This window comes from Trichocoleus desertorum AS-A10 (assembly GCF_039962155.1).
Lineage (GTDB): Bacteria > Cyanobacteriota > Cyanobacteriia > FACHB-46 > FACHB-46 > Trichocoleus.
Genome location: NZ_JAMPKN010000001.1, coordinates 289,893 through 312,307, shown reverse-complemented (window position 1 = coordinate 312,307; position 22,415 = coordinate 289,893). Strand labels below are relative to the sequence as shown.

General features: G+C 51.1%; 23 protein-coding genes and 1 other RNA gene. 11 read left to right on the top strand and 13 right to left on the bottom strand.

From position 1 onward, the window contains the following. Positions 1-17: 17 nt before the first annotated feature. Positions 18-1,622, top strand: coding sequence for an NAD(P)H-quinone oxidoreductase subunit N (locus NDA01_RS01380; protein ID WP_348226604.1), 1,605 nt, complete (start codon positions 18-20; stop codon positions 1,620-1,622). Positions 1,623-1,730: 108 nt separating this feature from the next. Then, positions 1,731-3,710: a precorrin-3B C(17)-methyltransferase gene (cobJ, locus tag NDA01_RS01375; protein WP_348226603.1), complete on the top strand. Its 1,980-nt coding sequence runs from the start codon at positions 1,731-1,733 to the stop codon at positions 3,708-3,710. Here the strand turns inward: cobJ and NDA01_RS01370 are convergent. Further along, positions 3,694-4,041 (bottom strand): phage holin family protein, encoded by a 348-nt coding sequence (locus tag NDA01_RS01370; RefSeq protein WP_190434076.1) that lies wholly within the window; start codon positions 4,039-4,041, stop codon positions 3,694-3,696. The two genes, cobJ and NDA01_RS01370, sit on opposite strands and share 17 nt — an antisense overlap. Before the next feature lie 66 nt (positions 4,042-4,107). On the opposite strand from NDA01_RS01370, the gene NDA01_RS01365 reads away from it, so the two are divergent. After that, a complete protein-coding gene (locus NDA01_RS01365) occupies positions 4,108-4,602 on the top strand; it encodes a pentapeptide repeat-containing protein (protein ID WP_348226602.1) in 495 nt (164 codons plus the stop codon). 91 nt (positions 4,603-4,693) lie between these two features. On the opposite strand, the gene NDA01_RS01360 is transcribed toward NDA01_RS01365, so the two are convergent. Further along, a complete protein-coding gene (locus NDA01_RS01360; RefSeq protein ID WP_348226601.1) occupies positions 4,694-5,554 on the bottom strand; it encodes an FkbM family methyltransferase in 861 nt (286 codons plus the stop codon). Positions 5,555-5,684: 130 nt separating this feature from the next. Between NDA01_RS01360 and NDA01_RS01355 the strand changes: the two genes are divergently transcribed. The 4 genes from NDA01_RS01355 to NDA01_RS01340 all read left to right on the top strand — a co-directional run bounded on the left by NDA01_RS01355 (position 5,685) and on the right by NDA01_RS01340 (position 10,031). Then, on the top strand, positions 5,685-6,905 hold the full coding sequence (locus NDA01_RS01355) for a 5-(carboxyamino)imidazole ribonucleotide synthase (protein WP_431193280.1): 1,221 nt from the start codon (positions 5,685-5,687) through the stop codon (positions 6,903-6,905). Between the two features lie 64 nt (positions 6,906-6,969). Further along, positions 6,970-7,157: non-coding RNA, 6S RNA (ssrS, locus tag NDA01_RS01350), on the top strand. Between the two features lie 169 nt (positions 7,158-7,326). Continuing rightward, the gene (locus NDA01_RS01345; protein ID WP_190434082.1) at positions 7,327-8,595 is read left to right on the top strand and encodes an insulinase family protein; all 1,269 of its coding nucleotides are present in this window, start codon (positions 7,327-7,329) and stop codon (positions 8,593-8,595) included. A 116-nt stretch (positions 8,596-8,711) separates the two neighbouring features. Beyond that, positions 8,712-10,031 (top strand): M16 family metallopeptidase, encoded by a 1,320-nt coding sequence (locus tag NDA01_RS01340; protein ID WP_431193279.1) that lies wholly within the window; start codon positions 8,712-8,714, stop codon positions 10,029-10,031. A 63-nt stretch (positions 10,032-10,094) separates the two neighbouring features. Here NDA01_RS01340 and sipA read toward each other — a convergent pair whose 3' ends face one another. The 7 genes from sipA to NDA01_RS01305 all read right to left on the bottom strand — a co-directional run bounded on the left by sipA (position 10,095) and on the right by NDA01_RS01305 (position 15,608). Next, positions 10,095-10,394: a regulatory protein SipA gene (gene sipA, locus NDA01_RS01335; protein WP_348226600.1), complete on the bottom strand. Its 300-nt coding sequence runs from the start codon at positions 10,392-10,394 to the stop codon at positions 10,095-10,097. Positions 10,395-10,432: 38 nt separating this feature from the next. Beyond that, positions 10,433-11,047: a hypothetical protein gene (locus tag NDA01_RS01330; RefSeq protein ID WP_348226599.1), complete on the bottom strand. Its 615-nt coding sequence runs from the start codon at positions 11,045-11,047 to the stop codon at positions 10,433-10,435. Then, the gene (locus NDA01_RS01325) at positions 11,048-12,331 is read right to left on the bottom strand and encodes a glycoside hydrolase family 10-like protein (protein WP_348226598.1); all 1,284 of its coding nucleotides are present in this window, start codon (positions 12,329-12,331) and stop codon (positions 11,048-11,050) included. It lies immediately after the preceding gene. A gap of 61 nt (positions 12,332-12,392) precedes the next feature. After that, entirely contained in the window at positions 12,393-13,454 is a 1,062-nt protein-coding gene (locus tag NDA01_RS01320) for a sirohydrochlorin chelatase (RefSeq protein WP_348226597.1), read from the bottom strand. Positions 13,455-13,962: 508 nt separating this feature from the next. Continuing rightward, on the bottom strand, positions 13,963-14,388 hold the full coding sequence (locus tag NDA01_RS01315; RefSeq protein WP_190554550.1) for a peptidylprolyl isomerase: 426 nt from the start codon (positions 14,386-14,388) through the stop codon (positions 13,963-13,965). 143 nt (positions 14,389-14,531) lie between these two features. Further along, a complete protein-coding gene (locus NDA01_RS01310; protein WP_348226596.1) occupies positions 14,532-15,005 on the bottom strand; it encodes a TspO/MBR family protein in 474 nt (157 codons plus the stop codon). A gap of 126 nt (positions 15,006-15,131) precedes the next feature. Continuing rightward, positions 15,132-15,608 (bottom strand): TspO/MBR family protein, encoded by a 477-nt coding sequence (locus tag NDA01_RS01305; protein ID WP_348226595.1) that lies wholly within the window; start codon positions 15,606-15,608, stop codon positions 15,132-15,134. Here NDA01_RS01305 and NDA01_RS01300 point away from each other — a divergent pair. Then, the gene (locus NDA01_RS01300; protein WP_348226594.1) at positions 15,607-15,732 is read left to right on the top strand and encodes a hypothetical protein; all 126 of its coding nucleotides are present in this window, start codon (positions 15,607-15,609) and stop codon (positions 15,730-15,732) included. The two genes, NDA01_RS01305 and NDA01_RS01300, sit on opposite strands and share 2 nt — an antisense overlap. 99 nt (positions 15,733-15,831) lie before the next feature. Here NDA01_RS01300 and NDA01_RS01295 read toward each other — a convergent pair whose 3' ends face one another. The 3 genes from NDA01_RS01295 to NDA01_RS01285 all read right to left on the bottom strand — a co-directional run bounded on the left by NDA01_RS01295 (position 15,832) and on the right by NDA01_RS01285 (position 18,662). Further along, on the bottom strand, positions 15,832-16,821 hold the full coding sequence (locus NDA01_RS01295; RefSeq protein WP_190561358.1) for a cysteine synthase A: 990 nt from the start codon (positions 16,819-16,821) through the stop codon (positions 15,832-15,834). A gap of 149 nt (positions 16,822-16,970) precedes the next feature. Beyond that, positions 16,971-17,606 (bottom strand): peroxiredoxin, encoded by a 636-nt coding sequence (locus tag NDA01_RS01290; RefSeq protein WP_190434103.1) that lies wholly within the window; start codon positions 17,604-17,606, stop codon positions 16,971-16,973. 102 nt (positions 17,607-17,708) lie between these two features. Further along, positions 17,709-18,662, bottom strand: coding sequence for a DMT family transporter (locus tag NDA01_RS01285; RefSeq protein WP_348226593.1), 954 nt, complete (start codon positions 18,660-18,662; stop codon positions 17,709-17,711). Positions 18,663-18,865: 203 nt separating this feature from the next. Here NDA01_RS01285 and NDA01_RS01280 point away from each other — a divergent pair, with 203 nt between their 5' ends. The 3 genes from NDA01_RS01280 to NDA01_RS01270 all read left to right on the top strand — a co-directional run bounded on the left by NDA01_RS01280 (position 18,866) and on the right by NDA01_RS01270 (position 20,802). Next, positions 18,866-19,186, top strand: coding sequence for a hypothetical protein (locus tag NDA01_RS01280; RefSeq protein WP_348226592.1), 321 nt, complete (start codon positions 18,866-18,868; stop codon positions 19,184-19,186). Between the two features lie 106 nt (positions 19,187-19,292). Then, positions 19,293-19,652, top strand: coding sequence for a cupin domain-containing protein (locus NDA01_RS01275; RefSeq protein ID WP_190554545.1), 360 nt, complete (start codon positions 19,293-19,295; stop codon positions 19,650-19,652). A gap of 40 nt (positions 19,653-19,692) precedes the next feature. Beyond that, on the top strand, positions 19,693-20,802 hold the full coding sequence (locus tag NDA01_RS01270; protein WP_348226591.1) for an S-(hydroxymethyl)glutathione dehydrogenase/class III alcohol dehydrogenase: 1,110 nt from the start codon (positions 19,693-19,695) through the stop codon (positions 20,800-20,802). A 4-nt stretch (positions 20,803-20,806) separates the two neighbouring features. Here the strand turns inward: NDA01_RS01270 and NDA01_RS01265 are convergent, their stop codons facing one another. Next, the gene (locus NDA01_RS01265; RefSeq protein WP_431193278.1) at positions 20,807-22,345 is read right to left on the bottom strand and encodes a GTP-binding protein; all 1,539 of its coding nucleotides are present in this window, start codon (positions 22,343-22,345) and stop codon (positions 20,807-20,809) included. Between the last annotated feature and the right edge of the window lie 70 nt (positions 22,346-22,415).

Below are 22,415 nucleotides of genomic sequence, written 5' to 3'. Positions count from 1 at the left end.
TAGTCTGTCGAACCCCTATGGATTTTGCTAATCTTGCAGCCCAGTTGAATGCGGGGACGATCGTACCAGAGGGTATTGTCATCGTGACGCTGCTCTCGGTGCTGGTCGGTGACTTGATTGCTGGACGTGCTGCCTCCCGCTGGACTCCTTATTTAGCGATCGCGGGGCTGCTCAGTGCTACGGCTGCTCTCTATTTTCAATGGGAAATCACCGATCCGATTTCTTTCTTGGGCGGTTTTAACGGCGATGCCCTGAGTGTCGTCTTCCGAGGCATCATTGCGCTGTCTGCCGCCGTGACCATCCTGATGTCGATCCGCTATGTGGAGCAATCGGGCACCTCTCTAGCAGAATTTATTACCATTCTGCTCACCGCAACCGTGGGAGGCATGTTCCTCTCTGGTGCAGACGAGTTGGTGATGGTATTTGTCTCCCTAGAAACGCTCAGTATCGCTTCCTATCTGCTCACTGGGTACATGAAGCGCGATCCCCGCTCTAACGAAGCGGCCCTAAAATATTTGCTGATTGGTGCTTCTAGCTCGGCAATTTTCCTGTACGGCGTGTCATTGCTGTATGGGTTGTCGGGGGGTGAAACTCGCCTAACTGAGATCGCGGCTCATATCGTGACTGATCCCACAGGTCAGTCGATCGGTCTGGTGATTGCTTTGGTGTTTGCGATCGCCGGGATCGCCTTCAAAATTGCGGCGGTGCCCTTCCACCAATGGACTCCCGACGTTTACGAAGGTTCACCTACTCCAGTGGTGGCCTTTCTGTCGGTAGGCTCTAAGGCGGCTGGCTTTGCCTTGGCAATTCGGCTCTTGGTAACGGCTTTCCCAATGCTGACCCACGAGTGGAAGTTTGTCTTCACCGCGCTCGCCATCCTTAGTATGGTCTTAGGCAACGTCGTAGCCTTGGCGCAAACCAGCATGAAGCGGATGCTCGCCTACTCCTCCATTGGGCAAGCAGGCTTCGTCATGATCGGCTTGGTTTCCGGGACTGATGCGGGCTACGCCAGTATGGTGTTCTACCTGCTGGTCTACCTGTTCATGAACTTGGGAGCTTTCACCTGCGTGATTCTGTTCTCCCTCCGTACGGGCACCGACCAAATCAGCGAATACTCTGGTTTGTACCAAAAAGATCCGTTACTCACTTTGGGGCTGAGTGTCTGCCTGCTATCGTTGGGTGGCATTCCTCCCTTGGCTGGCTTCTTTGGTAAGCTCTACCTGTTCTGGGCAGGCTGGCGCGCTGGGGCTTACGGATTAGTTTTGGCCGGATTGGTTACGACTGTAATCTCGATCTACTACTACATTCGCGTGGTGCGGATGATGGTGGTGAAAGAACCTCAGGAAATGTCGGATGTGGTCAAGAACTATCCTGCAATTACCTGGAACTTGCCTGGAATGCGGCCTCTGCAAGTGGGTCTAGTATTGTCCTTGGTTGCCACTTCTTTAGCTGGAATCCTCTCCAATCCTCTGTTTACGCTAGCCAATGACTCGGTCACCCATTCTCAAATTCTGCAATCGGCCATTTCTAATACTCCTGGCAGCACCCAAGGTGTGACAGGCTACATCAAACCTGTCCTGTCAAGTCAGGTGCCTGTCGCAAAAACTAACACTGGTCTTTAATCTGGCAGACTCGGCGCTAGACAGCGCTTCGGTTTGTTGCAATCACCGCCTGACTTTGTCGTTGGGCGGTTTTTATTCCCTTAAATTTTTGCCATTTCCTTCTTGATTTTGACTACGACTAACAACACTTTGAGTTCTTTACTGTTTCAAGACTTTCAATCGTTGGCCGCGATCGCCACGACTCCCGCTGGCCTCAAAAAACTAGCGGCCCTGTGCCAAGCTCATCCCATCACTCTCTGGGTGCCAGAATCTTTAGCCGAATTAGCTCAAGCCCAAAACCTTAACTCGAAGATTTATTCCGGTTCGCTCAAAGAACAGGTGGCTCAGTTGTGGCCGCAGTACCAAGGGTTTGTGTTTTGTCTAGCCACAGGTGCGGTGGTGCGCTTGATTGCGCCTTTGTTGCAGCACAAGTCTACTGATCCAGCCGTGGTGGTGGTAGACGAAGCGGGGCAATTTGTCATCAGCTTATGCAGTGGGCATCAAGGAGGAGCCGATCGCCTGACCCAAGCGATCGCCCTACAACTCAATGCCACCCCAGTTCTAACGGGCGCTGCAAACCGTTTACAGCTACCGGGAATCGATGTTTTAGGCGTGCCGTTTGGTTGGCAGAAAGGGGAAGGAGATTGGACAGGCGTGAGTGCCGCGATCGCTCGTCAAGACTCGGTGCAAGTGATTCAAGAAGCGGGAACAACGCTTTGGCAACATCACTTACCCTCGGAGCATCCATTTCAATTCAATGAGTCGGAAGAGACTGCGACGGCTCCAATTCAACCAGCTACTCCGAAAGCTAGGGTTTGGATTAGTCCGCTAGCACGACGATTATCTCCAGACTCCGGCATTCCAGAAGTTCAATGGCATCCGAAAGTTTTATGGGTGGGGATTGGCTGTGAACGAGGCACCTCTCGTCATTTGATAGAAAGCGCGATTCAGCAAGCCTGCCAAGCTCACCAGTTGGCCGAAGCCGCGATCGCTGGAATCGCAACCCTAGACCTGAAAGCCGATGAAGTGGGTTTGGTCGAGCTATGTCGTGACCGCCATTGGCCCCTGCGTTGCTTCTCTGCCGAGCAACTCAAATCAGTGCCAGTTCCGACTCCCTCCGAAGTAGTTGCTGCCGAAGTGGGCACCCCTAGCGTCGCTGAAGCCGCCGCCCTCGTAGGGGCAGGTCTTGTGCCTGCCCTCTCTGCACCTGACCTAGAAACAGAGCAGCAAGCGGTGTCCCTACGGGTTACTAAACAAATTATTCGGGCAGCAGATCAACCAGGAGCAGTGACGATCGCGATCGCCCAAGCTGAGCAAGAATACACAGGCCGCAGCGGAAAACTGTGGCTAGTCGGCACCGGCCCCGGACAACTAGAGCAAATTACCCCTGCCGCCCAAACTGCGATCGCTCAAGCGGATGTGGTGATTGGTTACTCGCTGTATGTAGACCTCGTCAAGCCGTTGCTACGTCCAGGGCAAATTGTAGAAGCTTTGCCGATTACTCAAGAGCGCCAAAGAGCTAAACGCGCGATCGAGTTGGCGAACTGGGGCTTAACCGTTGCCGTAATTTCGTCGGGAGATTCTGGCATTTATGGCATGGCAGGCTTAGTGCTAGAGGAGCTGCGAGCCCAAAGTTGGGACGGCAAAACCCCAGCAGTGCGAGTGTTTCCAGGCATTACCGCTCTCCAAGCAGCGGCTTCACGGGTAGGCACACCCTTAATGCACGATTTTTGCGCTATCAGTCTCAGCGACTTGTTAACGCCTTGGCCCGTGATTGAAAAGCGTCTAAATGCTGCTGCTCAAGCAGACTTTGTTACCGCTCTCTATAACCCGCGCTCCAAAACCCGCACCGAGCAGATTGCGATCGCCCAACAAATTTTCTTGCAGCACCGTGATCCTAGTACCCCAGTCGCTTTGGTGCGATCGGCCTACCGCGAAGATGAGCAAATTACGCTCACAACGCTAGGCGAATTGCTAGAAGCACCGATTGATATGCTGACCACAGTTTTAATTGGCAATGCCAGCACTCGCACCTATGCCGACTGGATGATTACCCCACGTGGCTACTTAGGGTTTACACCCGATGCAGAACCTAATCAATCGCTCTAGCAAACCAACCCAATACAGTGGTGGCGATCGTCAGGACAATGGAGCCGAACAGCGCGGGAATAAAACCAGTGATGTCAAAACCGGGAGTCAAAGCAGCCACGATCCAGATGGAGAGAGCATTGACCACAAACAAAAACAACCCCAGCGTCAAAATCGTCAATGGCAAGGTGAAGAATAGCAAAATCGGTCGCACGATCGCATTGACTAAGCCCAAAACCACCGCCGCGATCGCCGCTGCCACAAACCCTGTCAACACAAAACCGGGGACGAAATAAGCTGTCACTAGCAGCGCTAAGGCTGTCACCAACCAAGTTAAGAGAAATTGGGGCATAAACTTGCCTGAATGCGACTACTCTACTAACTATAGGTTTGACATTGATGTGACATCGAAATTTTTATGATCTTTCGGTATCTCGCTGCATTTGTATTGGCGTTTCTGGTTTGGAGCGGGCAGCTAAGCGCGATCGCCCTCAGCCAATATGCCCCACCTCCGTCCTACAGCAATGCGGAGTTGCGTGGACGAGATTTTTCGGGCCAAAACTTGCAGGTGGCCGAATTTTCCAACACCAATCTCACGACTGCTAACTTTGTGAATGCCAACTTGCGGGGTGCGGTATTTAGTGCCTCGGTAATGACTGAAACTAATTTGCAAAATGCTAACTTGAGCAGCGCCATGATGGATCAAATCACTTTCAAGCGGGCTAGCCTCAAAGATGCAGTTTTGACAGATGCCATTTTGTTCCGCTCTACTTTTGAGGACACCGATATTACTGGAGCCGATTTTAGTAATGCTTTGCTGGATGGCGCTCAGGTCAAAAAATTGTGTGAACGAGCTAGTGGTGTGAACCCAACCACAGGCACAGCCACTCGCGACTCCTTAGGTTGCAAATAGATCGGTAGCATGGGTTAGGCGTAGCCGTAACACATGAATTCACAGGCATCAATGCACACAAATTTTTGCTCAATGCAGTGCGTGATGCTGGCTAATTCAATCGCTCTAGACGGTGCCTTTGGGTAGGATGAATTGCAACTGAATTCGCAGGGTAAGGCCCATCCAAGGAAATTGAGGTATAAGGTTCTCTAGGGCCAACAATCACATAACCCAAGCTGGTTAAAAACTCATAAATTGTGCGAATACTGTAGGGCTTGTTGACGAAGAAACCAGGCAGTGTTTCAAAGTAAATAATTGGGTAATAAATCGTCAAAACTGTTTTGCTGCCCAGCAGTACGTCATACTCCATCCCCTCAACATCTAGTTTAATTACATCTATTTTTTTCGGTTTTTCTTGCGCCACCCATTCATCCAAAGGTAAAACTTCTACAGTGGTTCCTTGGTCGTTCTGAAATAACCCACCATTGCCCCGATAAGTTTGGTCTTCAAAATAGGAAAGCTGACATCGCTGCTGACCTAAACCTAGCGGCACAACCTGCACGATATCCTTCAGGCTAGAGTTCAGATCTAGATTGGATTGAAGGCGCGATCGAATGATTGGACCTGGTTCAAAAGCATAGATTTTACCTGTTTCAATGATGCTAGCGGCGACTAACGTAATGGCACCACAGTTCGCGCCAATATCGAGAAAAACATCATCTACTCGGAGTACTTGTTGTAGGAATCGAGTGGTAGTAGGGTCATAAGTACTTGCTAACCAAACCGATGCCTCAATAGGGTAGGTCGTATCTACCTGCAACTGGAAATTTCTCGCGTAGTTTTTGACTAAATGCTGCTGAGATTTCGGTAGAAATCGAACGAATTTTCCGCCACCTCTACCCGTCAACTTGACAAATAATTTGACCAATATTTGGAGTGATTGACTATAGAGAAGAATCAGAATTTGTGGCATGGGACATCGTTGCGTTATAGAACCGAGGAAGCCAGGTTTAACTATCTTGAATTGAGTGACTGTAGTTGACGCTAAGAGTGGCTGATTTTAGCGTAATATAGCGGATTGCTACCTTAAACTCGGCACGCTCATGGTTTCACCGCCCACCCCTGACTCCTTATCTTCTAACGCTTCAGAAACAATGTCTGCTTATCAGTCGGGATCTCAGCCAGTGCAACGAGTGGGCGTGATTGGTGGAGGCCAGCTGGCTTGGATGATGGCAGGAGCCGCCAAGAAATTAGGGGTACAGTTAGTGGTCCAAACCCCTCATGACACTGACCCTGCTGTAGCGATCGCAGCTGATACCGTTTTGGCTGCGGTGGCCGATGCAAACGCCACCGGAGAGTTAGCAACTCGTTGCGATGTAATTACCTTTGAGAACGAGTTTGTCGATTTAGAAGCATTGGCCCAGTTGGAAGCCCAAGGAACCCGCTTTCGGCCTCGGTTGACGACTTTGGTGCCGCTGCTAGACAAATATCATCAGCGCTCTTACCTGCGTAATTTGGGCTTGCCAACCCCTGAGTTTTTGGCGTTGGAAAACGAACTTAATCCCACCGATTTAGAACAGTTGGGATTTCCGCTGGTTCTGAAGGCACGTCGTCATGGGTATGACGGGCAGGGGACGTTTATTCTTCGCAGTCAAGCAGAGCTAGAAGATATCTGGCAAAAGTTAGACCACTCCCCCGCCCTGCTGGAAGCCTTTGTGCCTTTCGAGCGCGAACTGGCAGTGATTGCTGCCCGCAGCACCAGCGGTGAAGTATCGGTTTATCCAGTGGTGGAGACTCAACAAGAAAATCAAGTTTGTCGGCGCGTCCTGGCTCCTGCCGATATTCCTGAAAGCGTGCAAGTTGAGGCTGAAGCGATCGCCCGTACCTTACTCAACAGTTTGCAAGCGATTGGAGTTTTTGGCATTGAGCTGTTTCTCACTGCGGACGGCCAAGTATTGGTGAACGAAATTGCTCCTCGCACGCACAACTCTGGTCATTTCAGCTTGGATGCTTGCGTCACTTCCCAGTTCGAGCAACATCTACGAGCCGTTTGTGGTCTAGCACTGGGCAACCCTAGCTTAAGCAGCGATGGGGCTGTGATGGTGAATTTGTTGGGCTACGAGCAGTCCCATAGTGATTATTTAGAGAAACGTCAGCAAATCGAGAAAATTCCTCAGGCCCACGTACATTGGTACGGCAAAACTGAATCTCGTCCAGGCCGCAAATTAGGTCATGTCACTGTGTTGTTATCCGCTCAGACGGCACCTAGAGAGCAGGCTCTGGCGATCGCTCAAGAAGTTGAAGCCATTTGGTATCAGCGTTAAGGTTTCTAGATACGTTTGTTAAAACTTGGTCGTTCTCGCCCAAGGCCGCTAAAATAGGTGAGAGGTTCTACTGCGGCGTTGGTGACTGCCAATAATGTTTTATGATCTATGCTTCGCTAATACGGGAACTGATTTAAGCGTCTAGTGGCAGTAGACCGGGCACGTACCCGGAAACTTAAAACTAGAGCTAAGGTACCCACCTGGATTTATTCCAGGTCAAAAACTGAGGTAAGACGGCGTTGCGGGGAGCCCAACTAAATATTTGAAAAAATTCCCTTGTCTCTTTAGGCAGGGGAATTTTTATTGCTTGTGCCTGGTTGGGCTAGGGCAAATTTGTATCAAGCTTTTCGAAACTAGGGAGCATGAAGCGCTACGATGGTCTAATTCGAATTCACTTCGAGTTTGATTTAAGTAAGCAAGGTTGTCACAGCTTTTGGTCGGTTCAAACTTTCCCGCCAATGTTTTTCAGCTGGACAATGGGTTGACGGTAATTCACCAAGAAATTGCTGCCACGCCTGTTGCCGTCGTAGATGTCTGGGTCCAAGCAGGGGCGATCGCGGAGCCAGAACCCTGGTCTGGGATGGCGCACTTTCTAGAACACATGATTTTTAAGGGCACCGATCGCCTCGCTCCAGGTCACTTTGACCACGCAATAGAAAGTCGAGGTGGGGTGAGTAATGCCGCGACCAGCCATGATTACGCTCACTATTTCATTACTACCGCTGCCGAACATCTGCCTGATACACTGCCCCACCTAGCTGAATTGGTGCTGCATGCCGCGATTCCTGACGAGGAGTTTGACCGTGAACGCGATGTGGTGCTAGAAGAAATTCGCCAAGCCTACGACGACCCTGATTGGATTGGTTTCCAAGCCCTGATGGAGAGCGTGTATCAACGCCACCCCTATGGCCGCTCAGTTTTGGGCACAGAAGACCATCTATTGCAAAACTCACCTGAAGCGATGCGCCGCTTCCACCGTAACCACTATCAGCCCGAAAATATGACGGTGGCGATCGTTGGGGGTTTGGATGTAACTGCCGCCACAGAGCTGGTCAGCCAAGCCTTTGGGGAATTTAGCGATCGCACCGAATGCCCCATTGGTGAAATTGAAGCAGAACCGCCGATTGTGGGGATTCGTCGTCAAGAGTTGGGCTTACCTCGCCTAGAGCAAAGCCGCTTGATGATGGCTTGGATTGGCCCCGGTGTCGATCAACTTCAGCATGCCTACGGATTGGATTTATTGTCGGTTTTGCTCGCTGATGGTCGCTCCTCGCGTTTAGTGCGGGAGCTACGAGAAGAACGTAATTTAGTGCAAGCCATTCAAAGCGGTTTTTCGCTGCAACGGGAGTCCAGTCTATTCACGATTAACGTCTGGTTAGACACAGAAAATTTGGAGCGAGTGGAAGCGATTATTTGCGATCGCCTCTCCGAACTATTAACCACTCCGGTTCGGGATCAGGAACTGGCTCGCTGTAAGCGCTTGTTGTGTAATGACTATGCCTTCTCTACCGAAACGCCAGGGCAATTAGCAGGGCTTTACGGCTACTACAACACGATCGCTAAAGCTCAAGTTGCGGTCACCTATCCCCAAAGGATTCAAGCCTTTCAGCCAGAAGAGTTGCAACATCTTGCCAGCCAATATCTCTCTCCTTATCACTATGCAGCCACTATCCTGCGACCGCTAGACTAGCAGAAGCAAATCCGTAACGTTTTGTTGAGATACTAGATGGGGCGATTTACGCGGTTTAGCCAGAATCAAAACAGCCAAAACTTAGTCAAACCAGCATAGTAAGGATCAGTTTGCTCGTGGATCAAAGTGTGACCCCTTTCCTGCAAAACCGCCAAGTTCATCGCACAGTGCTAGAGAATGGCATGGTTGTCCTCGCTGTAGAGAATCCTGCCGCCGATATTATTGCTGCTCGGATCTTCATTCGAGCCGGAAGTATTTGGGAGCGTCCTGAGCAAGCTGGGTTATCTCACTTGGTCGCTTCCGTCCTAACGAAAGGTACCGATCAGCTGTCTTCTTTAGAAATTGCCGAGCGCGTGGAGTCGGTGGGTGCAGGCCTCAGCACGGATGCAGCCACTGACTACTTCTTGATGAGCTTGAAGACCGTTTCCAGTGACTTCGTGGAAATATTGGAGTTAGCAGGGCAACTGTTGCGATCGCCCACCTTCCCTGAGTCCGAGGTAGAGCTGGAGCGTCGCCTCACCTTGCAAAGCATCCGCTCTCAGCAAGAACAGCCTTTTGCCGTGGCAATGGAGCAACTGCGGCAAGCGATGTACCAGGACCACCCCTACGCCTTGTCCGCCATCGGCACCGCAACGAGCGTCGCGCAACTTAGCCGCAGCGACTTGCAGCAATATCACCAAACTTATTTTCGTCCTGACAATATCGTGATTAGCTTGGTCGGACGCATCACGCCAGAAGCCGCGATCGCTCAGATTCAGGAAGTCTTTGGAGATTGGCAAGCCCCAGACAGCTCTATTCCTGCCCTGACGCTACCTGTGGTGCCCGTAGAGCCGCAGCAGGTCGTTACAGCCCAAGAAACCCAGCAATCCATTATTATGCTGGGCTACCTCGCTCCCGCTGCCAAGAGCCAAGCCAGCACAGAAGAAGCGGCCCTCGACTACATTGCCTTGAAGCTGCTCAACACTTATTTGGGCAACGGTCTCTCCAGTCGCCTGTTTGTGGAGCTACGGGAAAAACGTGGTTTAGCCTATGAAGTGTCTGCTTTCTACCCCACGCGCTTAGGCCAATCCCAATTTGTTACTTACATGGGCACCGCTCCCGACAATACGGCTACTGCCCTAGAAGGATTGCAGTACGAAGTTCAGCGCCTCTGCGACTCTCCGCTGAGTGAAGCAGAATTGCAAACTGCTAAGAATAAATTGTTGGGGCAATACGCTCTCGGCAAGCAAACCAACTCCCAAATTGCTCAGGTTTTAGGTTGGTACGAAACCTTAGGGCTGGGTGTAGAGTTTGATGCTCAGTTCCAGAAAGCGATCGCCACAGTCACACCAGAAGCCGCACAACAAGCTGCTTGTCGCCACTTCACTCAGCCTTACGTTTCTTTAGTGGGGCCAGCCGCCTCAGTCAATGCGATCGCGGTTCCGGTGACACTTTAAAGCCTAACCCCCAGCCCCTTCCCTCTAGGGAAGGGGAGCTAGATTCAAAGCGCTCCTGTTGATTTATTCAGTAGTGGGAGGCAGGGTTTCTGTGTGCGATGACTCAATCACTTCGGCTTCTAGTGCTTCAGCGTTGCCAGCAGTTGCATCAGCAGATTCAAGGTACTGACTATCGAGCAGAAACTTACCGCCGCTAAAGTGGATGCTCCAGTAACCGCCGGGGCGACGGTCCAAAATTGTGCCTTCTTCCCCAAGCTGAATGACATTGGGGGGCCGCAACATCGGCATGGGGTCAGCTGTCTTGACATAGGGTGGCATCATCACAACCCGGACGCGATCGCCAACAGCAAATTCTTTAGACATAACTTCTTCTAGTCCTGGTGATTCCCCAATGGGTTAGGTTACTTGATTGCTGCATCTCGGAGCAACTGAGCCAAGCCCACTCCAGTCATCAGCGCCATCAGTAGCCAAACTAAGGCTAACCCAACCACCTCCCCTAAAAACAAACCTGTGATCGTGTGCAGCCAGCCACCGATCACCCAACCACTACCAAGCGCGATCGCCCAAGCTAAGACACTGACGCATATCCAGACTTTTGCATCCGCAAAACATTGCCGCAACACCAGCCATTGGCCCACTCCGAGTATGGCTCCCATCTTCATGCCATCCACCAGCCCGTAGAACAATCGCAACAAATCTGAGTGGGTTTGCGGCACGACCCAGCCCAAAGCCCCTAATTTGCTAGCTCCTAAAACAGTCCAGCAGAGGGTACTAGACAAGATCCACCAGCCTGCTTGAGGACACCAGCGTCGCAACACTAGCCACTGCGCTAAACCAATTACAGTACCGCCGATCGCGCCTTCCAAGCCTTGCAAAGCGGCTCTTTCGCCCACTTCTAACCAATAAAGGCTAATCAAAAATCCTAAAATATTGCCGCCTATCCATTGCAGGCAAAAGCGGTAGGCCAACCTTTGTCCAGGCTGGGCTAAAAATAGAGCGGGAGTTGAATAACCCATCTAGCGATTTGTCCTGGGGGGTTGAGCGGGCGCAACAAACAAAGTTTTGAATCCTTGCCGCCGCATCTGAGGCGATTCAGGCGCAATATAGCTCCACAAGCTCTCCCAGTAAAAAAAGGAGACACCATCAAACCCTTGCTCACGCGCAGCCTGGACTTGTTCCTGAATCTGCTGCATGTTGACGGGCTGCCCCCAAGAGCCTGTGTGAATGCCGATCGCCACTGGAATCCGTTGACGCGCGAACTGCACTGCAGGTTGCTTTAGTTCCGCCACAAAAGTAGACAACCTTTGGCGATAGACCTGTAAAACCAGTTCTTCAATCCAGCCCTGCCGCACCCAGGTTTGCCAATCTTGCAGGTAGGTTCTGTAGGAAAACCCTTGAGAGTTTGGGGATAGCGTGATTAAGCAGTAGGGCCGCACCACTTTCACGGCGCGAAAAATCTGCTCCATCAAAGCGGTAATTTTATTTGCTCGCCAGCGCATCCATTCCGCGTCTAGCGGGTCCTCAGGAGGCGGTTTACCCCCATGTTCTTGCTGGTAAAGCTTGACTGTAAAAGCGTCGTAACCAAAATCTACTGGCAACCCAAAGTGGTCATCTAATTGAATCCCAGCGACATCGTAGCGAGTCACGACTTCTACAATCAGATCTACCATTAGGGCTTGTACCTCTGGGTGCAGCGGGTTCAGCCAAACTCGACTGATGCCAAACGGCTGCCGCAGTTTCTGCTGAGCTAATTCTAGCCAGGATGGCGATCGCGACTTTGTAGCATTGGGTAAAGCTAATTGCTCCCAATCTGAGCGAATGGCTGTGGTGCCATCTTGACGGCTAGTGAGCCAATCGGGGTGCTGCTGCATTAACGCCGAGCCAACGGGAGCCATAAAGCCGTACTCAAACCAAGGAATGATCCTGAGTCCCTGTTGATGGCCCTGCTGAACCATCTCCGCTAAGACATCTTTGCCTAAACGCAAACTCGTTAGCATGGGGTCTTGCGATCGCCCAATGCTCCGCTTGAGCACAAAGCTGGGATACAGGGTATGCCCCCGATTCCAGACGACGGGGTAAACCGTATTGAAGTGGAGCTGAGATAGCTGCTTGAAGGCTCGCTGAACTCCCCCAGGCCGAAACAGGACCGCACTTGCCACGTTGGTGAGCCAGACTCCGCGTAACTCGGTTAATGCTGGGGCCGCTGGTGGCTTAGGTCGCTGTGCTGGCACAACCAAAAGCACAACCACCAACATCAAAGAGAGTAAGCAGACTAGTCCAGTCTGAAACTTCTTGTCCATCCCCTTGCATTAACCAACCTTCTAGAGTCTAGCTGGCGATCGCTTTAGTGGCTCTAGGTCTTTAGGGAACTTGCCAAATTCTCTCGTGATATTGAGCGGGTTCGGCGTAGGGGTCAACGGTAGGATGATCGTGACCATGCCCGTGGCCGTGCTCATGTCCGTGAGCCTGCTCATGATTATGACCGTGATCGTGACCATGCCCATGATCATGCCCGTGGCCATGACTGCCACCATTAGCAACAGCCGCTAAGCGAAACTTACACATCTCGCAGTTCATCTGCACTTGGCCCAGTTGGGTTTCAATTTCTCGCTCCCGCAAAATGGAGAAGAGTTGCGGATGCAAGCCCATTTCTGGCAAGCAGGTCATGGAGATGTCGGGGTGCAGGTCTTGTTGCTGCGTGGTGATGTCAAAGATTTTCTTCATCAGCAACCCAGTAAACAAGAAGTAAGGCAGGACGATAATCCGCTTTGGTTCATACAGGCGGGCGCGACGGAAGCCTTCTTCTAAGCGGGGATGGGTGATGCCAATAAAGCAGGTTTCGACGGTGCTATAGCCGCTGCCTTCCCAGAGAATCCGAGCCATTTTGTAAACATCACCGTTGGCATCTGGGTCGCTGGCTCCACGCCCCACAAACAGCAGGACGGTATCTTTGCGCTCGATGCCTTGGGGGTTCCATTGAGGTTGGTCGAGTTCGGCTAGGCGCGATCGCCACAGGTCTAGAATGCCGGGAGTGATGCCAAAGTGCCGACCGTAGTGGAACTTAACTTGGGGATGCCGCTGACGAGCGCGATCGAGTTCGTTGGTGACATCAAATTTGTTGTGGCGGGCGGCAAAGAGCAAAATTGGCAAAACGGAAAATTCGGTGTAGCCTTGCTCGACGCACTGATCAACGCCTTCTTGAATAGACGGGGCGGTAAGTTCGAGGAAGCAAGGAACTGCGGGGCGGGAGGTATCTAGAGCTTGGTACGCTGCGGCAAATTCGAGAAAGCTCCGCCGTCCATCTTCATCCCGACTGCCATGCCCAATCAGCAGTAAAGGTCGCTGCATGGGCAGAGGCGGTAGTTGTGCCGCCGGGGCAGCAGCATCGATTGTATTCAACAGGGTTGAATTGGTAGTTAACATGAGTCAAATCCTCTTTCCCGTGCGACGCAGGAAGTGAGTGAAGTGGTAACAGATAGGCGTTCTGGCTGAGGAGAGCTGACACTCTACTAAATCCGAATTTTCAGCTCCATTGACAGCTGCGGCACAGCACCGGACTCGCACCGGATTTTCCCTATCTGGCTACTGTTCACGTGTGCTTCGTTATCTTATCCCATCTGTTCTTGGGACTGTATGCGGGGGAGGGGGTTGAGGGCGATCGCTCGATGATCTTTTGGTTGGGTGTGCAGGCACATTTACTAGAACCAAACCCTTGGGGGCGCTTGCCCCCAAACCCCCGCTGAAGGACGGCTGCGTCCTCCAGACCTCCTCCAGAAATTGGTTTTAGGACACGGTTGAGTTTAACTATTCGAGTAGCTATTAGTGGCTATTAGATGGGGGATTAGGTATTCGCGAATTGCTTGGAACTTGGGCGATCGCTCCTTGGATGAGCCATGAGGCGATCGCGACACTACTTCTACCTAAGATTTACCTAGGATTCGATCCTGACGGACAGGATTTTGTCGTCTTTACGAATCGCATTCACGACATCCATATTTTCCGTTTTGCCAAACACAGTGTGCTTGCCATCGAGGTGAGGCTGAGGCGAGTGGCAAATAAAGAATTGACTTCCCCCAGTATCTTTGCCAGCGTGAGCCATCGACAGGCTGCCTGCTTGGTGCTTGTTGGGGTTGCCAGCCGTTTCGCAGTTGATTTTGTATCCTGGACCTCCGGTGCCTGTGCCTTGAGGACAGCCACCCTGAATCATGAAGTCAGAAATTACGCGGTGAAAGGTCAGCCCGTCGTAAAACCCTTTATTCGCAAGATCGACAAAATTCTTCACCGTGTTAGGCGCATCCTGCTCAAACAGCTCTAGGTTGATGGTGCCTTTGGCAGTTTTCATTATGGCGCGAGTCATGGTCTCTCCTTAATAAGCCGAGGCTGATTGCGTCTGCCAGCCAATTCATCTCATCCAGCTTAGAACAAAAGTCGCGATCGCTACATTTCGACCCAACCGCAATGGCTCAAACTGCCCTTTGACTGGCTTATCTAAGCACAAGTTTAAGCAGATTCTGGATTCAGCTTTGCCAACTCCCAAGTCGCATAGGTACCAATCGGGCTCCAGATTAAATAGGGAATGAGGAGGGCAGCGGCAGTAGCCGAAACGGGTGCAACCACCGCTGCCAGAATCCAACCTAGAACCGCTCCAGTACCACCAATGAATGTGCCGATGGTGAGGTTACGCAGCCACAACGTCAGAGGTTGGTAGACAATTGTCACGATTTCTAATAGCAGATAGAAACCCATGAGAAACCAGGTTTTCGAGCTGCCGGGGTCTCGTTCCCAAACGTTGTAGGCAGACCATGCGCCACAGACAAAAACCACCGCCCAAATCACTGGAATGGCAGGTTCAAAGGTGAGCCAGCTTGGACGACGTAAGCGCCGAAACCATTTCACATCACGGGGCCGAATTACACTACCACCGATCGCCACTAAAAAGGTTACGGCTGCAATTACCATCCAAGACTTGATCATGCTGTTTGCTTCCTCTGGGCCACACGCTGCACTTTGCCCAAATAAGTTCCGAGGATTCGGAGCAAAGATGAGTATGAAGCGATTGTGTCAGGGCATTAGGTCAACTGGAATCGACCAGCGGAAAGATTAGTGGGCTGCCTCAGGGTTGAGTCGCATCATTTCCAATGTGGCATAGGTGCCAATCGGACTCCAAATCAAGTACGGCAGGAGCAAAAGCACTGCCCAACCAGAAATTGACAAAATCGAGCTAGCGAGGAAAACTCCTAAAACCACACCAATACCGCCTAACACCACCCCGACTTTAATATTTCGCAGCCTGAGAGTAAGCGGAATGTAAGCAACAGTAATTACTTCTAGTAGTAGGTACAGCGCCATGAGGAGCCACATTTGCAAGCTGCCTGGATTCTTTTCCCACACTAAATAGGCAGAAGCAGCCCCACAACTAAACACAAAAGTCCAAATCACCGGAATTAGGGGCTCAAAAAAGAGCCACAAAGGACGCTGTAGCTCTACTGCCCAGACGGTATCGCGGGGTCTGATCCAAGCTGCCCCTAAAGCCACCAAAAAGGTGATGCCACCAATAATCATCCAAGATTCCACCATGTCTCTGCCTCCTATGCTGACCCGCGCCACTGACTCAATCCGTCAGCTTGTGTTTATGGTCGCAAGTCCAAGCGAAAGCTTACTCAGTCGTGGGTGGGAACCTGATGGCACATCCCACCCATAAATATTTGTGGCGAATATATCTCTAGCCAATATGGCTGTTGCTATAGCTTGGGAGAAGGTGGCGCATCGAACTGCTAGGGGGCGGCTGATAGGAGATAGTTTAGGCAGTGGCGATCGCTTCTGGAGATAGCCCCTTCTCAGCTAACCAATCTAGATTGAACAGCCGCGACTGATACCGGGAGCCGCTATCACACAAAATAGTCACAATGGTATGTCCGGGCCCCATTTGTTTTGCCAGTGCCACTGACGCAGCGACGTTAATCCCACTGGAGCCGCCCAAAAATAAGCCTTCTTCTCGCAGCAGGCGATACACAACTTCTACACACTCTTGGTCATGAATGCGAATGGCATCATCGGCGGGTGCACCTTCCATATTGGCTGTAACGCGGCTGTTGCCAATACCTTCAGTAATGGAACTCCCTTCCGAGCTGATTTCGCCTGTCTTGACATAGCTGTAAAGACCGCTACCCATTGGGTCAGCTAATACTGCTCTGATGTTGGGGTTCTTTTCCTTGAGAAACATTGCCACCCCAGCATAAGTTCCACCTGTGCCAGTCGAGGTAATCCAAGCATCGACTTTGCCCTCAGTTTGCGCCCAGATTTCTGGCCCAGTCGTGTGGTAATGAGCCAGCCGATTCGCTAAGTTATCGAACTGGTTTGCCCAAATGGCATTCTCCATCTCTTCTGCAATGCGGCCAGAAAGCCTGACGTAGTTGTTGGGGTCTTTGTAAGGTACGGCAGGCACAGGACGCACCTCAGCGCCTAAAGTTCGTAGCGTGTCAATTTTTTCTTGGGATTGGGTGTCAGGGATGATGATCAGGCACTTGTAACCCTTGGCATTACAAATATGCGCCAAACCAATACCTGTATTGCCTGCGGTGCCTTCTACTACGGTGCCACCAGGCTTGAGCAACCCTTTGCGTTCGGCATCTTCAATCATGTATAGCGCGGCCCGGTCTTTCACAGAGCCACCTGGGTTCAGGAACTCGGCCTTGCCTAAAATTTCGCACCCTGTTTCTTCGCTGAAGCTGTGCAACCGAATTAAGGGGGTGTTGCCGACGCTGCCGACAAATCCGTTTTTAATATCCATGCTCAATTTACCTATTGCTTCCCTTTAAAAATTTTGACTCATAGATGTGACAGGATTGCGGTTTTAGGGGGCGATCGCCTTAGCCAAAATTCCCCAAAAAATAAGGTGGGCATTGCCCACCTACAGAAATTAACTTGACCGCAAGCCGCTTATTTGTCGGGTTGGGGGGTCATGCGGAGGTAAGGTCTGATTTCGGTCACACCTTTGGGGAACTTCTGCTTTGCTTCTTCGGTGGGGATAGAAGGTACGACTACAACATCATCGCCATCTTTCCAGTTCACAGGAGTGGCAACGCTGTAGTTGTCGGTCAGTTGCAGAGAGTCGATGACCCGCAAGATTTCTTGGAAGTTACGACCAGTGCTGGGGGGATAGGTGATCGTCAAACGCAGTTTTCTTTGAGGATCGATCACGAATACGGTGCGAACCGTCAACTTGGCATTGGCATTGGGGTGAATCATGCCGTACAGATCAGACACCTTCTTGTCGTCGTCTGCCAAGATTGGGTAGTTAACCGTGGTGTTCTGAATTTCGTTGATGTCACCGATCCAGCCTTTGTGGGACTCAGCATCATCAACACTTAGCGCGATCACTTTAGCGTTGCGCTTGTCGAATTCAGGCTTGAGCTTAGCAACTTCGCCAAGTTCGGTGGTGCAAACTGGCGTGTAGTCAGCAGGGTGAGAGAAGAAAACAACCCAGCTATCGCCAGCCCAGTCATAGAAGTTGATTTCGCCTTCGCTGGATTGCTGCGTAAAGTTGGGAACTACGTCACCAAGTTGGAGAACCATAACCGAGATTTCCTGTGGTCTAAGTATGCGAGTCAGAAGCAAATATTCTAACTTGTGATCATGACATAAAACTCCGGTTTTCCGCTCGGAGTTTAGATCTTTTTATGATTTTACTGCGGATGGGTCTGTCTTTGGCCTTTGACCTAGGGCGATCGCAAAAGACCCTAACACCACAAAAATCGCCCCCACAATCCCTAAAATAGTCAATTGCTCCGGGGCAATTAGGGTCGGCCAGAAGACAGGCAATCCTAACATAGTGCCAATGGTCACAACTGGAGTGAGCGAGAGAACGGCACTAACTCTAGAGGCCTCCCAGTGATCCAGCGCTTCTGCAAAGGCACCATAAGCAATCAAAGTATTTAAAGCGCAAAAGAGCAAGGCAATCCAATGAAATGTATCCAAACTGAGAAGTTTCTGTGGGGCAGCAGTTGGAGTAAACAGAAGCGTCGCCCCACCATAAATCGCCATCATGATTGTGGCTGACGGCAAGGTTTGGAGCAGTTGCTTCTGAGCTAAGGCATAAACCGCCCAAGCGATCGCAGCCAAAACCAACAAACCACTCCCACCCAAGTATTGAGCCGAGCTAGTCACGAGTGCTTGCAGTTGCTCATGAAAAAACAAGGAAAATCCCAGCGTCAGCAGAGCTAAACCTGTCCACTGACGCAAGCTGTAACGCTCCTTAAACATCCATAGAGCCCCTAAACCCATCGAAACGGGAGCCAACTGAATCAGCACTTGGGCATTAGCGGGTGAAGTTTGAGCCAGCCCTTGTAGAAACAGCAAATAGTTGATCGCCAGAAATACAGTCGCGATCGCCAACAGCTTCCATAATCCGGGCGATCGCAGCTTTTCTAGAGTGGGTAATTGTTTGCGGCTTGCCAAATATAGCGCCAGCAGCCCAAAGGAAACCAGGAAACGAAACCAAGTGACGGTGTATACATCCAACACCTGCAACGTCACCATTAGCGCTACTGGCAGCACTCCCCAAAGCAATACGGTCAGCAGGGACAACGCTAAGCCCAATCGCCAACGCCCCGAACTATGGTGCAGTGGCATAAACCCCCAGATAAAAAGCAGATAAAAACAGATGCATCCAACGGCACAGGCTTTCTAGTCTAGCGATTGCTAATTTTGGAATTAAGACAACCCCATCAACCGACACGGCCAGAAGGGGAGATGTCTCAAAAACTTTTACAAACCACTTGCATTTCCTGCGATCGATTGGTAATTAAAACTAATCGGTGGCATCAGTACTTCTTATGTTTGACACCCTCTTGATTAGCCTATTGCAACTGCTGTATTTCCTGATTCAGGTTATCCAGCCAATTCTGATTCCTGTTTGCTTTATTACGGCTTGGGGTCTAGTTGTTTTAGTGAGTTGGAACACTTGGTCAGCCGTGCGAGATGGTGTAACGAGTGCCAAGCGCATGCACCAAATCCCTTGTGCCAACTGTGAATTTTTTACCGGAGACTATCACCTCAAATGCACTGTGCATCCCGCCACAGCCCTTTCTGAAGATGCGATCTACTGCCCTGACTACGAACCTACCTCCCAGCCCCTACCCGTTTCTCATTACTAAGGATTGCTTCTAAAGGTTATGAGAGCGATCGCGGCTTATATTCTAGAGGTTCAATCATGGCACTCGTACTCTACAATCGTTGCCAGCGATCGCGTGAGACTTAGGAATGTTAGTACGAAAACTCTACGACTGCGAAGAATTTGTAGCTGGCGACAGTACCCTACTGCGAGAACTCCTACATCCCGACAAGCAAGCGATCGATTTACGCTACAGCCTCGCCCATGCGATCGTTCCGGTCGGGGAAACCTCCACGCCTCATTCTCTCACTACCTCTGAGGTCTACTACATTCTCAGCGGTCGAGGAGAGATGCACATTGGAGACGAAACCCAAATGGTGGAACCGGGGGATGCCGTTTATATTCCACCCGACGCTAAGCAGTTTATTCGCAACACTGGCAGCGAACCGCTTGTGTTTATCTGTATTGTCGATCCCGCATGGCGCAAAGAAGACGAAACCGTTTATTAAGCCAGACTATGTCTGAGAGAGTGATGTTAGGAGCCGTGTCATGGACGTAAAAGCCGCAGTTGCCTTTGAAGCTGGGAAGCCGTTGACTATTGAAACGGTACAGCTAGAAGGCCCCCAAGCAGGGGAAGTGCTAGTCGAAATCAAAGCGACAGGAGTTTGTCACACTGATGCCTTTACGCTTTCTGGTGCTGACCCAGAAGGCTTGTTTCCAGCCATTTTGGGACACGAAGGTGCTGGTGTGGTGGTGGAAGTTGGCTCAGGAGTCACTTCGGTAAAACCTGGCGATCATGTGATTCCGCTCTACACTCCCGAATGCCGCAATTGCGAGTATTGCCTCAGCCTCAAAACCAACCTGTGCCAAGCCATTCGAGGCACGCAAGGCCGAGGTTTAATGCCCAATGGCACCAGTCGCTTCTCGATCGGCGGCAAGATGATTCACCACTACATGGGCACCTCTACCTTCGCCAACTACACGGTGCTGCCTGAGATTGCCGTCGCCAAGATTCGTGAAGATGCTCCCTTCGACAAAGTTTGCTACATCGGCTGTGGTGTCACCACCGGGATTGGTGCCGTGCTCTACACCGCTAAGGTAGAACCAGGAGCCAATGTCGTGGTGTTTGGCTTGGGTGGTATTGGCCTCAATGTAATCCAGGGTGCCCGGATGGTAGGGGCCAACATGATTGTGGGTGTGGACCTCAACCCCCAGAAACGCGCCTTGGCCGAAAAATTGGGCATGACCCACTTCGTCAACCCTAAAGAAGTGGAGGGCGATCTGGTAGCTCACCTAGTAGAGCTGACCAAAGGCGGAGCAGATTACAGCTTTGAGTGCATCGGCAATGTCAACGTGATGCGGCAAGCCCTAGAGTGCTGTCACAAAGGCTGGGGCGTCAGCGTCATCATCGGGGTGGCAGGTGCAGGTCAGGAGATCAGCACAAGACCGTTTCAACTGGTAACTGGCCGCGTCTGGAAAGGCTCTGCGTTTGGGGGAGCGAGAGGCCGTACCGATGTACCTAAGATTGTGGATTGGTACATGGACGGCAAAATCAACATTGATGATCTAATCACTAATGTGGTGCCAGTCGAGCAAATCAACGAAGCCTTCGACCTGATGCACAAAGGTGAGGCAATTCGGACTGTCGTGACGTTTTAGCGATTTAAACTTGCTCTTCTGAAGAATTGGCCTTGGCTTGCGCCCGCTTGGTAGATAGATCCAGCTTGGCCCGCAGTTCATCTTTAATGCGACCCAAAATTGATTCTTCGTCCAGAGAAGCCAAAATCCGGGTCACGACTGCTTTTGGGCCTTCTGGTCCCCAGGTGGCTCCGTTGGCAAGGTAGGCTTTGGTGATATGACCAATCCCATAAGTAGAAACGCCTGCTACACCCGCCTGGGTAATGGCAACGGATAGGTAAGGCGCGATCGCCAGTCCTCCGGTGGCTGGAACCGAAGCACCCAACAGCCCTTTCAGAGAACTCAATCCAAACGTCACCAGAAGCTCACTGGCACTGATGCCACCCATTGTCAGCGCAATTTTTTGCAACAAACTAATGGCGTTTTTTTGAGTCATAGAGATGCCGTAAAGCTTCGATAGCGTCAGAATCAACGCTACATCAATGGCGGCACTTCCCAAGACATCGATCACTGTGATGGGGTTGAGGGCGATCGCTACCGCTTTGGTCATGACTCCATTCCAAATAATTTGGTTGGCACTGCGATCGCGGATTTCCATCTTCCGCTGCACCAGTTGCTCGTTGACATCATCGGCATAGAGCATGGTGTTCAGGGCCACCAAAGATTTGCCTTCTCGGTGCAGAATCTCCAGAATTTTGAGCTTCAACTCGCCAACTTCCGGAATGCCTCGGCTCAGTTGAGCGGTCATTTTGCCATCTGGGTGACGTACAGCTTTGGCAATTAGAGGAGAAGCCGCTGCCATGACAATCTCTTCAGGAGAGAGCAACTCTTTAACTCGTTCGTCTCGAATTTTCTGATAAATTGCCGTGCGGTCGGCGTCAGGATATTGGTCAATCTTGTTAAATACCAACAGAATTGGCTTGCTGGCTTCCCGCAATTCTGACAGCGCTTCGTACTCCACTTTAGTCATGTCACCCGCGACTAAAAACAGAATCAAATCTGCCTGTTTTGCCACTTGACGCGCCAAAGCTTCGCGCTTTTCACCATCCACTTCATCAATACCAGGCGTATCAATCAGCTCAATCCGAGAATCGCCTACTCCTGGCAACGCTACCCGAATAATATCGCGATCGCTTCCTGCTACAGCCTCCCGTCGCAGGCTCCAGTCTGCGCTCTGAATCACTTGCGTCACCCCATGAATAGGGCCAACCTCAAAGAGGTCTTGACCGAGCAGCGCATTCAGTAAAGAAGACTTACCCCGCCCCACCATGCCAAACACAGCAATATGCACCACAGAACGGTCTAGCTTATCCAGCATGCGCTCTAGACCTTGAATTTCTGGCTCTAGGCCAGCGCGTTCTTGCGGTGTTAAATCCAGATGACCCACAATCTCGCGTAGGGCATCTTGGGCTTGCTTGTAATTGAGTTCTGCCTGAATGTCTTCAAAGCTAAAGATGGCATTTTCCAGTTCTGCGTCCAAGTTGGTCTGCTGCCAATCCCCACTGGTTTGGTCAGCGGCAACTAAATTGGCATCAGGATCAAATTGAGGCCGAGAACTATCCAAAGTGAACCTCCAGGAAAATCAGCGCTTTCTTTAAAGACAATAAACGCCTAATTTCATCGTAGCCAGTTCT